Origin of the sequence: Paenibacillus sp. AN1007, assembly GCF_040702995.1 — a bacterium.
Classification (GTDB): domain Bacteria; phylum Bacillota; class Bacilli; order Paenibacillales; family Paenibacillaceae; genus Paenibacillus.
Map to the genome: position 1 here is coordinate 5,883,751 of NZ_CP159992.1, position 13,756 is coordinate 5,897,506.

Annotated in this window: 7 protein-coding genes and 1 pseudogene; all 8 read left to right on the forward strand. The window is 44.2% G+C overall.

Features of this window, described 5'->3' with window-relative positions; translation table 11 throughout:
• The first annotated feature begins 39 nt into the window (after positions 1-39).
• Positions 40-6,156, forward strand: a complete 6,117-nt coding sequence (locus tag ABXS70_RS26505) for a SpaA isopeptide-forming pilin-related protein (protein ID WP_366292108.1) — start codon at positions 40-42, stop codon at positions 6,154-6,156.
• Positions 6,157-6,178: 22 nt separating this feature from the next.
• The gene (gene srtB / locus ABXS70_RS26510) at positions 6,179-6,955 is read left to right on the forward strand and encodes a class B sortase (protein WP_366292111.1); all 777 of its coding nucleotides are present in this window, start codon (positions 6,179-6,181) and stop codon (positions 6,953-6,955) included.
• Positions 6,956-7,163: 208 nt separating this feature from the next.
• The gene (locus ABXS70_RS26515; RefSeq protein ID WP_366292114.1) at positions 7,164-7,802 is read left to right on the forward strand and encodes a hypothetical protein; all 639 of its coding nucleotides are present in this window, start codon (positions 7,164-7,166) and stop codon (positions 7,800-7,802) included.
• A 244-nt stretch (positions 7,803-8,046) separates the two neighbouring features.
• Positions 8,047-8,772, forward strand: coding sequence for a hypothetical protein (locus ABXS70_RS26520; protein ID WP_366292117.1), 726 nt, complete (start codon positions 8,047-8,049; stop codon positions 8,770-8,772).
• A gap of 11 nt (positions 8,773-8,783) precedes the next feature.
• Positions 8,784-9,041, forward strand: a pseudogene (locus ABXS70_RS26525) (CD3324 family protein); the annotation flags it as partial.
• A gap of 818 nt (positions 9,042-9,859) precedes the next feature.
• Positions 9,860-11,356 (forward strand): serine hydrolase domain-containing protein, encoded by a 1,497-nt coding sequence (locus ABXS70_RS26530; protein ID WP_366292120.1) that lies wholly within the window; start codon positions 9,860-9,862, stop codon positions 11,354-11,356.
• A 191-nt stretch (positions 11,357-11,547) separates the two neighbouring features.
• Positions 11,548-13,161 (forward strand): sigma-70 family RNA polymerase sigma factor, encoded by a 1,614-nt coding sequence (locus ABXS70_RS26535; protein WP_366292123.1) that lies wholly within the window; start codon positions 11,548-11,550, stop codon positions 13,159-13,161.
• Between the two features lie 172 nt (positions 13,162-13,333).
• Positions 13,334-13,741 carry a VOC family protein gene (locus ABXS70_RS26540; protein ID WP_366296784.1) on the forward strand — a complete coding sequence of 136 codons (408 nt, stop codon included), beginning with the start codon at positions 13,334-13,336 and terminating at the stop codon, positions 13,739-13,741.
• Positions 13,742-13,756: the final 15 nt, after the last annotated feature.

Below are 13,756 nucleotides of genomic sequence, written 5' to 3' on the forward strand. Positions count from 1 at the left end.
GGTTCCGCCAAATATTTTAAAAAGGAGGAGGTTCTCGTATTGAAGCAAAGACGCAATGTAGGTAAACCGTTATTGTCCTTATTTCTGGCAATAATGCTTGTTTTGCAGACAGTGATGTTCTCCACTGCTGCATATGCAGAGAGTGCGCCTAATGATACTGAAGTAGAAGCGGTTAGCGAGCCTGACTCGCCGATTGTGGACGAACCATCCGAGGAAGCGGTTAGCGAGCCTGACTCGCCGATTGTGGACAAACCGTCCTCAGTATCTGAGGAAGCACAGGATGCACCCAATAGATCCCAAATGGTGGCGGCTGTCCCAATGGATAAAACAGCAGTATTTATGGGATCTAATTCATCCTTTCCGCTGGTAGTGATGCAGGGGAATGCTGTTGTTGATCCGAACGGTATTATTAAGGGGCGACAGCCATTTACGCTCAAATCGGAAGGACTCAAGCTGCCTGTCAATGGGGATGATGCCTATCCAACAGATGCAGATCCTGAGAAATACATTCAAAAGGGTGACTGGATTGAGCTGAAAAGAGAAGATTATTTCAAGGAAGTAGTGCTTCCAACAGCTACCAAAACGTTGAATGCACAGACCGACTCAGGCACCAAACAGTTAGGTACTGCCTATTTTAATCCTAATAGCATTCGAGTTGTCTTTGACGGTGAGGATAATTTTTTCAATGGTGTAGGACGAGGTATTACATTCAGTTTCGAAACGACAGCTGATGCAGATGTAACGGGATTGGATTATGGCGAGAAAAAGCCTGTCAACATCTTCGGTAGTACATATCAGCTGGAGAATCCAGATGTTACAGCAGAGTACGGTATCACGTTAACCTCGCCTGGAATGATCAGATGGGATCAGTATAGTTATCGCGGCATTGAACCGGCTCAATTCGTTGAAGGCGCGATTACTTGGCAGTCAACCGTATCCGCGTCTGACCGGTTTGATAAAACGATCAAATTGCCGTTAGACGGAAAGACGTTTTATACGAATCCCTCAGCATATAATTCCAAACCAGGAAATGTTAAAGGAATTTACATGGAGGGTTCATTCAAAGTTAATAATCAAAGTGTAACCCCGGTCATTGGAGCAGATGGCTCGCTGACTTACATTTTTCCATCTGGAACAGGTCCGGAACCAAAAGTGGAATATAAAACCTGGATTCCAAAAGAATCGTATTATTACGAGTATCGGAATCCGCCAAGCAATCTGGGGCGCAGCCACCGGGATATGAATGGTAAGGTAGAACTGAGACAAGAGGATAGCATGTTGGTGCAGGCCGGGCTGGAGATGTCCTTTGCTCCCGACTGGATTCAATCCAGTGCCTCTTACGATCATGCGAGTGATATCATTACCTGGAAGGTCACAGTTAACCAATATAACAAAAATGGCTTGAAGGACTTTACGATTACCAATGTATTACCTGACGGGCTGAATTATGTATCGGCTGAATGGCAAGAGGATGGCGCTGAATCTGGATTATCATCCATTACACCAGATGCAAACGGCGTGTATTCTTTTGGAGATATTAACGGTAAAGTGGATTTATTTATTAAAAGCAAAGTAATAAGTGGTTCCAACTTCAAAATTGTCCCTCGTGCCAACTGGAATTTGGATACACCGGCTGGTATACAGAACAACGATGTGAAGGCGGGGAAATGGCCTGAAGCAGTAACGGACGAGGCCATCGTCAGCATCGGTGCACATGATTTCACCAAATCAGGTGCTGTTTCCATAGAGGATTACAACCAAGGCAGCATTACGTGGACGGTTAACCTTGCTCCACAATATGCTCTGCCGAATGCGGCGGTATACGATGTCCTGGTACATGGCGGTAATATGGAAGTCTTGGACAACGCCGTAGATGTAACTGGTGAAGTGAGTGCAGAAACCATCGCGAAAATCAAAGCAAATGTAACTTCCGCGCAGCTTTGGAAGCAGTATAAGGCAGGAACGCTGAAGACGAGTGCAGACAATCTGACGATGAAGTCAATTCCTTTAACGGTGGACGGTAAAGTGGTGGCCGATTTGATTAAGGTGACTGGGTATACGGAAAATTCTGCATCCTTCAGTTTCCGTGCACTGGAGACCAACCCGGACATCCTTTTTAGACAGGATATCAACGATGGAAAAACAAGTTCGAATCGCGCTTTGCTCATTGATGGCGATACCGTAAGACAAGCGGAAAAGAGCGCTAACCTTCATCTGCGTATGCTGAACAAGGATATGCTCTTTGCATCAAAGCCAATGAAAGCAGATGGTACATTCGAAAATGTGAACCCGAACAATGTTCATAGTTACATTAGAAACGATAACAATGAAGCATGGACGATTTCTGCTTATGATCGGGCAACCAAGACGGTCACCTTCCGTTTAGGGGTAAATATGCCTGGATATAACACAGAAGAAATGGCTAAGGACGGCGGTAATCGAGTCATTAGCAGCATCAAACTGGTGGACACACTGCCTGAAGGGTGGGAGTTCGTCCCATTTTCTGAAGGTAAAGATTATGAGCTTTGGAAAGGACTTTCCGACAATGGTGCGGGTTTAGATTACGGTACGAGAAACGATGCCAAAACCATTATTGAACCAGGCACTGATGCTCATGTCGTAAGCTCTTTCACCCATAATGGCAGCGTAGGAACGTTCACTTTCTCTAAATTGGAAGGTCCTTATGTTATCTTGGTGAAGGCAAGACCTTCTAACGCAGCTCTAGAGGTATATTTGGACGAATACACGACCAATGGCACGGACAAGCAGGTGGTATATAACAAAGCTGACCTCCATATGTCTTGGGGTGGAGTAGAAAAGATTGTCTCTGAAAAGCGTAAGATAATCGTACCGATCCAGACTTTGGGCAAGTCGGTAACTAAACCTGTTCCAGGTGTGTTGGAATGGACAGTAAACTATACTCCGCCATTTAACATGAAGCAGGGCGTTTATCTGGAGGATACCCTGGGTGCAGGCATGAACCTGCGTTATGAAGTTAACGGAAAGCTTGTGTTGACATCACCTAGTATGGCAGTCTATCCTGCTAAGCTAACAGCTAGTGGTACTCTGGAACGAGAGGACACTGCAATTGACCTGAGCGACCCGAATGCTGAAGTTCAAGTAGAAGCTGCACCAGGCGCAGGAAGAACTACGGTTCTGAAATTCTTAATGAAAGACCCTAATAAATTTTATCAGTTTGTGTACCAGACAGAAGTTGATCCTTCTACAGCAAAAGCTGGAGACAAAATGGGCAACGAGGTAAAACTGGTGGGCGATGACAGTCTGAGTGCTGTCAGTGCCAGAAGCGAAAGTACATTGGACAGTTCGGACGTAGCAGGTAGTTCAAGTTCGAATGCTATACTGCCTCTGAGAAAAGTAGATCCGAATGGAAATCCGCTTAAAGATGTAGAATTTACACTTTATAAAAAAGACGACGGAACTACAGTTGCCCAAAGGAAAACCGATAGTGAAGGGAAACTTAATCTGCTATTCCCTGACCCAGGCTACTATGAGCTGAAGGAAACGTACATTGACTTAAGTACTTGGCTGCCTACGACAAAGATTTATCAAGTCTATGTAGGAAATACACCGGGGAAACCTCTCTGGGTAGACGGTGTAAAAGTAACCTCGGATCAACCGCTGATTGTGCCTACTCCTGCCCAAGGCAAGCTGACCATTACCAATAAGGTAGAAGGCAGCGGCAGTGATCCAAACAAAGAGTTTGTATACACCGTGACCTTCGCTAGTGAAGGTAAGGACGGAGAGTATGTTTATAAAAAATCGGATAATACGTCTGGAACGCTCAAAAATGGAGACGAGATCACCCTCAAGCACGGGGAATCTGTAGTGCTTCCTGCTCTGCCTGCGAATCTGGGCTATACCGTAACCGAGAACGATTATACAACCGTTGAAGGCTATACAACTGCACCGGATACGAGAGTGCTGTCCGGCTCCATAGTGAACAAAGGTGATCATAAAGCAGACTTTATCAACGAGCGAATCGTTAATAAATTGACCATCAGTAATACGGTCATGGGCAGCGGTGGCGATAAGACGAAGGAATTTGAGTACACCATTCGCTTTGAGGATACAGGCAAAGATGAAAGTTACTCCTACACGAAGTCGGATGATAGTACAGGTAAGATCAAGTCTGGCGACACCTTCCGCCTCAAGGACGGAGAGACACTGGATATTTCAGATCTGCCTAAGAACCTGAAATACACAGTTAGCCAAAAAGATTACACAACCGATGAATACATGACTACTCCTGAGGGACGGTATTATACCGAAGTGATGAAGGGCATAGATGAAGAAGCTCCATTCACGAACGTGCGCGTCTTGAAGGGCGGACTACTCATCAGCAACACAGTGAAAGGCAAAGACGAAGATAAGAGCAAGCTGTTTAAGTACACAGTCACCTTCACAGGTGAGGGATCAGATGAGTCCTACGTCTATGAGAAGTCAGATGGCAGCAAGGGCATGATCAAGAACGGCGATAGCTTCGAGCTTACAGATAGCCAGACACTTGTTGTGCAGGGACTGCCGACATCTCTGGAGTATAAGGTAATCCAAGACGATTATACGAAAGATGGCTACGTGACGGACCCGGAAAGTTTTATTCGCACGGGTGTGATTCCAGAGAAAAAAGCGGCTGAAGCTAAATTTAAGAATACTCGCCCTTATCTGGAAGGTGTACTGCGTGATAACAATACAGGGGAAGTCATTCCGAATGCATCCATCACAGTGACCGATCTGAAGACAAGAGAAGAGCTTCAGATTAAGACGAATGAGAAGGGTGAATATGCTGTCCCAGCCGCAGCCGATACGGACTACACAATCACTTATACGAAGTTGTATCGGGTAGGCGGGAAAGATGTACCTGTCAAGTTTACACAAAAAGCGAATGTGAACAGCAGTGTTATAGAGGAGATCGTTCCAGCGGATATTACGGCTGTAGGTATCATTCTGCTCAAACAAATGGATGGAACAACAGAGTTATTTAACAACTCGTATACCAGCCATATGTATATCTACCTGAAGGACAGAGACGGTAAATATATTACGGAGAATGGTCGCCCTAAGGCTTTTCCAATGGCTCCGAACGGAACTTTCTCAGTGGAAGGATTAAGCGAACAGAAGTACACCATGGAAGTTCGTTATCAAGTGGAGACTGGTGAGGAGCTGCTCCTCAAAGTGACGAAACTTGACGTGAAGGCTGACGGAGAGCTGAATATCTCTGAAGAATTAGTTGATCCTTACGGTACGGTCTATGATGAAACCACAGGAGACGCGAGCACGGGCAGGAAAATTGAAGGAGCCAAAGTTACACTGTATTATGCGGATACACAGCGGAATAGAGATAACGGCCGCATTCCGGGTACAAAAGTAACACTTCCAGCGGTTCCGAATTTCCCGCCGCACGACAACAAGAGTCCAGAGCAGGATAGCGATGCCAATGGATTCTATGCGTACATGGTGTTTCCAGAAGCAGATTACTATCTGGTCGTAACGAAGGATGGATACCAAACGCACACAAGCGGTACGATTTCTGTAGATTTTGACATTGTCAAATACGACGTACCAATGAAACCGATCCGTTCAGGAGGTGGCTCCGGAGGCAACAGCGGAGGCAGCAACGGAGGCAGCAGTGGAACCGATAATGGTACTCCAGGAACCGACAGCGGTACTCCAGGAACCAACAATGGTACTCCAGGAACCAACAATGGTACTCCAGGAACCAACAATGGTACCCCAGGAACCAATAATGGTACCCCAGGAACCAATAATGGTACCCCAGGAACCAACAATGGTACCCCAGGAACCGACAACGGTATCCCAGGAACCGACAACGGTATCCCAGGAACCGACAGTGGAACTCCAGGAACGAACACCGGTACTTCAGAAACCAACAATGGTACTCCAGAAACGAACACCGGTACTCCAGGAACCAACAACAGCAACAATGGAACTAACACTGGCGACAGTGGAACCGACAACGGTGACCATGTTACTGATAACGTCAGCAGCGAGTTGGACGATGCTCCGAAAACAGGAGACAACAGTGTATCACCAATGTTCTATATGATTTTGGCGCTGATGTCCTTGATCACGATTACTTTCTGTCTGCTCGGTAACAAGAATAAGAAGCACATCTAATGACCGGAAAGGCGGTAAGAACGTGAGCAAAACGAAAAAAATTCTTATCGCCATTTCCTTCCTTGTGTTGGTGTTTTCTCTCATCGGTATTTCGGCAACGCTGCTGCGCGATTATGCTGAGCAGCAGAAAATGAATGAGTTAACGAGCATGTGGGAGGAAGGGTCAAATAAAAATGGAGGGGATGCAGTCCCCTCTTTTTTGTTTAATAAGACGCATAAGCCAGTTATGCTTCCTGAGTTTCGAGCCCTTTACGAGCGGAACTCGGACATTGTGGGCTGGCTGAAGATTGACGGCACTCGAATTGAGTACCCGGTCATGCAAAATCCACAGGATGTGGAGTATTATCTCGATCATGATTTCGATAAAAAGGAAACCCAAAGCGGCCTTCCTTTTTTGGACAGGCACAGCCAGATCAATGGTTCAGATATTTTACTGATTCATGGACATCACATGAAAAGTGGCTGGATGTTTAAAGATCTAATGAAATACAAGAGTGAAAGCTTTTATAAAGAGCATGCTGCATTCGAGTTCAGCACGCTTTACGAAAAGGAAGAGTATGAGATTGTTGCTGTTATTCTATCCAAAGTGTATCGTAAATCAGATGACGTGTTTAAATACTATCAGATTGAGAATGTAAAGACGTCCACCGAGTTCGATTCATATGTTCAGAATATCAAAAAACTCGCTCTTTATGACACAGGTGTAACAGCTCAGTATGGTGATAAGCTTGTTGTACTGTCCACATGTGAATATTCGACTGAAAATGGCCGGCTAGCGGTGGTGGCGGTAAAACGTTAAGTTCGATGCAAAACAAGAAATGAATCTGTTTCGTCTCGCGTGCTCTCTTTAGAGTACGCGATTTTTTGTTTTGTCCCTAACTTCTAATAAAATTCCAGGAATGAGGTTAAACGTAGCTGGATCAGAAACAAGTCTTCTTTATAATGAAGATGAGTGCTGTATACGAATAAAATAAGTGAATATCAGATTCTGGAGAGGGAGTTGTAAAGTGACTATAGAGAATCAAGCGAATATTTTGACTGCTAGAGTAGAATCTATTCTTTATTATGCCAAACCTTTCTTAACCAATGAACATAGAGCAGGCTGGATCGGCGGAAATGCACCCGAGTTTTTTGACGACCAAGCAGAACACATCCACGAAGGTAACCAGAAGTATGCTTTTTATCTGAGCCTTAACCACCCCTTCAAACCAGAGTGCATGATTTCGATCTTTATCCCTGAGGATCGTGATATCTATTTGGAGAATAACATCTATCCTCACTGCTCAATCAAGGTAATCGAACATCCTGTTTCAGCGGAAAGCACACAGGGGTCCTTTACTCACAAGGATCTGATAAAACACTCCATCTCACACGGAGAACGAAGCAAGGACGAAATATCAATGGAGCAGCCCTTTTTGATTAAGGTGGGCGGTAATCCGAGACTGATTCAGAATGAAGACTATTATTTCGCAAAACTCAAGAAGGATTCACTATCATTCTTTTTCCAAGTCGATGAAGATGGTTATCCCGATACATTGATACGAGAGGATGGTAGTTATCCATTTGGTTTTGGTTCGCTATATATTTTCGCCAAAATAGAAAAGGAGATACGGCACCCTGCAGCCGGTTTCTGTCAATTTTCTTAAGTGTAATGGATGAAAATCCTAATTCATGAAAGGAAGAGTGATATGTAAGTGTAGATGGCCTTGTGGCATTCTATGAATTTGGGCTGAAGCTGGCCGTTTCAGAATAGGCGAATACAGCGCCTGATATATTGGAAACTCTGTGTAGTGGCTATGCAAAGTTTAGTTAAGGTATTCACTGCCTATATCCAACGCAATTACAATGTTATCCTTTTCCTAGGTCAGATGCGCACCTGATGAATTCTAATTGGGAAAGGAAGAAGATAAGATGAGTAGGGACAGTATCATTAGATCAATACTTTCAGAGAATGTGTGTATCACGCCGAATGGGTTTAGCGCCGATCTATTGAACGTGGAACAGTTTAAAGCCTGCCACGAGTTATTCTTTGACAAGATCATGGAAATTCATAGATCCGATATCAAGGGAATAGAGGGCTGTGGTGAGTTTGATGATGAATGTAAAACAGAATACGGGAGCTGTGAGGAGTTTCTGGTCGGAACATTTGCAGAGCATAAAGAGGGCTATTGGTACAATTGGAAAGAGATGTTCCAGACAACGATACTTGATCGTGATTTTTTTGAAACATACTTGCAGGAAATGAAGGACAGAATTCAGTACTGTGAAGGAAAACGTTACTTGGTATATAATAATGCATTCTTCGATAATTTGATTTCGGATGGCAGGACGATGATCGGATTTCCTGACTGGAGCAGGTCCGGCATCTGCGATTTCCTTCTCGATTTTGCGATCATGGACTTGAATAAGCCGTACTTGCAAATTCCGGAATTGCTGTTCGACTACTGCAGGAAAAGAAACATCGTCATACCCGATTTTCAGGAAAGATTCTTATGTATGGCGTATTATAAAGGGATTGATGTGCTGCGCTGGCATGCTTCAATTGATGATACGGAGTCCTGCAGATCCATTATGAAGTCCATCAGTGAATTAAAAGATCGATTATATGCCTTATAGATGGTGATCGGATGAAATATGAAAATGCTAGCGACATACTCCCACAGGCATTGTTGAAAGAAATTCAGAAATATGCAGCGGGGAAACTGCTGTATATTCCTTCGGGGGAAGGAAAAAGGGCTTGGGGTGAAGCGTCAGGTTACCGGGCTCAACTGAAGAAGCGCAATCGGATGATTCGCAATAAGTACGCCCATGGAATTACGATATCCGAACTTGCAGATGAATACTTCTTATCCTTGGATTCGATTAAAAAAATCATATATTCTAAAAATAACGATAATGATTTAAGGTATACTCCGACAGTGGCATCAGCTGTAGACTATGCGAATGCCGGGCTGATTGAAGAATGGATTCAATTCTACCTGCTGCTTACCCTGAAGGCTGCTCCCGCTGTGCAGAACCTAATAGAGAGAGAGCCTATCTATTTCGGAGTCGTTAAGCTTCCATTACGTCTTGTTCAACCTGAAGCATTTCATAACAGGGATAATGATGCAGGCGAAGAGGAAGATGATGATGCTTCCAAACTTCCACCCCTTCTGGTCCAGTATACCGAAGGAAAGTTTTATTGTACTTTGCAAAGGGAGCTGTTCGCTTCGCTAAAGGAGCGCAAAACGAATGCTTATCCTTCCATCATCATTTTGAAAGAAAATACAGAGTATAAAAGATTCATGAAGCACTTCGGAAACGTATTTATCTTTGTTGGTAGAGCTGATTTGGCCAAAGGACCATATAGAAATTAGAAGCCCCTAAAGGCAGCATCAATCGCGATTGACCGGCCTGCTAACAGAATAAATCAGTGAAGCAAAGCTGGATGGAAATGCACTGTTTTCCGTTCAGCTTTTCTGATATTTCATGGCATAACGCAAGTTTAGCCGTGCTTTCGGAGAGCGAAATCATTTTAGCCCGGACTCAGGTCTAAGACCAAATCAGTCTCAAGCCTGTATGAGCAGGCAGAACCTTCAACTACAATGAAAAAGTGTGAACGATTAAGTGTGAAATTAAGTACAGTGCCTTCAAGATTTCCATGGTTACATCGAATTACACGATTGGTTACATAGAAGATTAAATTCGGGTGAAGGAGACTGGCATGAAAAAATATATTAAGTCAGGAATAGCACTGGTTATCGTAATAGGAATACTGGTTTACGGTTTATCAGCCTTTCCAGTCCATGCCGAGCCAAACAGTAAAGTACATAACATTGAGACATATATTGAGGAGCAGCAAAAACTCAGTCAAATTCCTGGAATTTCACTCGTCGTTGTGGAGAAGGGGCAGACGGTTTATCAGCAGGGGTTTGGGTATGCCAATCTGGAGACGAAGCAGCCGGTAACTGCAGAGACTCAATTTGAAATTGGATCAACAACAAAGGCATTTACAGGTTTAGCTGTACTGCAGTTGGAAAAGGAAGGGATGTTAAACCGAACAGATGATGTCCAGACATATATCCCCTGGTTCAAACTGAACTATAAAGGGAAGCCGCAGACGATTACGATTAATCAGCTTCTATATCACACCAGTGGTATTGCCTTTCAATCCATAGTACATATTCCTGAAAGTAATGAAGAGAACGCGCTTGAATTGACCGTCAGGACGCTCGTAGGTCAGGAACTGAATCGTGAACCAGGGAGTTCTATGGAATATGCAACAATCAATTATGATGTGCTTGGTCTCATTATAGAGAAAGTAACCAAGAAACCATATGACCAATATATAAAACAGGAGATTCTGGAACCGATCGGCATGAACGATTCTTTGGTTGGAAGACACCAAGCACAGTCTGCTGAAGCCGCAGCGGGATACAGACTTGGATTTATGCAGGCACAGGCTTACGAGGCGCCGATCTATAGAGGAAACATACCTGCCGGATATCTGATCAGCAGTACGAATGATATTGCGAAGTGGATGAATTTCCAGTTAGGAAGGGGCTCTGGCCGCGGGATCAATCGACAAATCGTACAATTGTCTCATATCCCTGATTCATCTGTAGAACCTTTTGATAAAGACAGCTATTATGCTAGTGGCTGGGTTATTCATAAGAAAAGAGATAAGATTTATATATTACATGAAGGGGCAAATCCCAATTACACCTCCTACATTATCCTGCAGCCTGAGGAACAGGTGGGCGTGGCCGTTTTATCCAATATGAATACATCCTATACAACAGCAATAGGTCTGGGGGTACTGGATCTTTGGGAAGGGAATGACGTCAATATACAGCATACCGACATGGTTCAAGTGCTGGATAAAATATTGACTCTCGTATGTATAGTTCTTGGCTGCTGCAGTGCCTTGTTTATTGTTTTCATTGTGAGCATTATCCGGAACCTTGCCAAGAAGGAGCGGTTGTGGAATCCGTTGAATGTTAGGAGGAGGATTTCTCTTCTTCTGCATACGATAACGGCGGCTGCTGTAACAGGATGTATAATTATATTGCCCCCTATATTTATGGGCGGCCTTTCGTGGTCATTTGTGAAAGTTTGGGCTCCAACAACCGTAAGTGTGTCACTATATTGTGCCTTCATTGCAATAAGTCTTTATTATCTGTACGCAATATTACTCAGTTTCACTCATAAGACAGCTTGAGATAGAACGTATAATAAAAAAAATATGAAATCCTAGGCCGTCCTGTGCTCTGTAGTGGTTATTTGGGAAGAGCAGATTGGGATACTTCTCAGCTTCGTGAGATGTAACTAAATTATTTTTCTACAGTTCCCAACCTTTTTCGTTTTCGCTGCAGTATTTAATGGAGTACGCTGAAAAAGGAGCTTTGTGCAATGGAGAAGAAAGAAGCCGACTGCATCATCAAGGATTACGTTAAGCCGCTGTATGGATTTGCTTTGAATAAAACGGGCAGTATCGCTGAAGTCGAAGAACTGGCGGGAAGAATCACGCTGGAGGTCTATCAGGCACTTCTCAAGAAAACGGAGTTTCTGGATCTGAACAGCTATATTTTTAAGATTGCACATTATGTGTGGGCGAAATACGTGGGAGAGAAAGTGAAAGGAAGCAGCCAGCTGCAGATCAATGATCACGCGGTGATATCCCAAGATGAGGGACTGGATGCGATGATCCGCCAGGAAACAGCTGGCACACTGCGGCGGGAGATCGCTTTTCTATCTCACCAGCAGCGCGAGATTGTAATTAAGTACTATTACGGCGGCATGAAAATTCGTGAAATCGCATCAGCCATGAGGTTATCCAGCGGCACGGTCAAATGGCATTTATTCGAAGCGAAAAAGGAGCTGAAGCACAAGATGGGCACCATTCGATCGATAGGCAGTCTGGGTATTCATCCGGTCCGCATGTCAAGTTTAGGCCATGTCGGTTCCCCGGGCAGTAAAGGCGATACCTCCAACTTTTTAGCAACAGCTATCAGACAAAATATCGCTTTTGCCGCTTATCACAAGCCGCTTACTGTTAAAGAAATGGCTGAAGAACTGGGGATCTCGCCTGTATTCATAGAGGACGAAGTCCAATCATTAGAAGAGTACGGATTTTTGGATCTCCTCGCAGGCGGCAAATATCGTACGAATATGTACATAGAGGAACCATCTCAGACGAAAAGTGAATCTCTGCATCGTTTGTACCAGGAGTACGCAGCGATTGCTGTCGAGCATTACTTCTTAAAGTTTTTTGCAATGACTGATGTTTTCAAAGAAACGGGTGTCTATATCCCGAACGGGGACATGAACCTGCTGATGTGGAGCCTTGTTCCGTATGCAGGTCAACAGCTGGGATTTAAAGAGCTCGAGAAGATAGGTCATGATGAGGTTGCAGTTCATCGTAAAGATGGTGGATATTATGCTGCTTACGCAGTCATCGCTAGAGAGTTCAATGTAAGCTATGATCGCGGTTTATATTATGTCTGTGGTGATATGAACCGGATTTCTGAAGAATTCTCATTAAATGCCTGGCAGATCGATACGTGGTGGTGCGGCAGGCAGGGCGGCTGGAGAGATAACCTCAGTTCAGACTTCATCGGCTTAATGCATGTAATTAAAGGAGATTTACCGCAAAATCATACGAATATTGATGCTTACCGACGCCTTTTTGAAAAGCAATATATACTGCGCACAGAATCTGATTCTGAAATCAATGTTGTTTACTGCAAGGACAAGCAAACAGGAGAACGTCTGCAGGCTGCAATACCCCAACCCTCTGAACAGATGAAAGATGCTGCAGTACAATTGGATCAGGAAGTCTACCGACTCCATCTTGAAGGCCAGCCTAGACATGCCCATAAATATGTGCGTTACTGGTCACAGAACAGCTTGGCCTCAAGGACAATGCGCACCTACATACTCCACCATTTGATTGACATCGGTATGCTGCATATACCTGATCCACACAGGCAAAAAGGCATTTCCACGATTATGTTTATGAATTAGAGCTAGAGCGTGGCATTCTTTCCAACCTAAGAAATGGGATAAACGCTGCTGACATAACGCTGTCAGTGGCGTTTATTTATAATCAGATATGTGTAGTTGAGCTGCATGAGATGGACCAGTAAGAAGCCTGCACTGCAGCACAATCCATTAGGAATAGGGAAGGATGATCATTGTGAATTTTGCTTCTGTACGTATTATTACTGACAATGTAGAAGGTCTCGTTGATTTTTACGAGAACGTTTTGGGGGTTGCGGCGAAGAGACCTTCACCGGTGTTTGCAGAGTTCATATTGCCAACATGCACCCTTGCCATCGGTCACACCCAGACGACAGCGTTATTTGGAATGGATACAACCCGGGGAGCCAATCATCATCAAGTCATACTGGAGTTCCATACAGCCGATGTCGATACCGAGTATATTCGTTTGAAACCTCATGTTAATCATTGGGTTCAGGAACCAACGACGATGCCGTGGGGAAACCGCTCGCTGCTGTTTCGTGATCCCGATGGGAACTTGGTGAACCTGTTCGAACCAGTAACAGAGGAAGCCATTAAACGTTTCAGTATGAGACATAAATAATGATGCAGCCAAACT

Coding starts and splice junctions, on each gene's coding strand:
- ABXS70_RS26530 (WP_366292120.1), top strand. CDS start 9,860: ATGAAAAAATATATTAAGTCAGGAATAGCACTGGTTATCGTAATAGGA.
- ABXS70_RS26535 (WP_366292123.1), top strand. CDS start 11,548: ATGGAGAAGAAAGAAGCCGACTGCATCATCAAGGATTACGTTAAGCCG.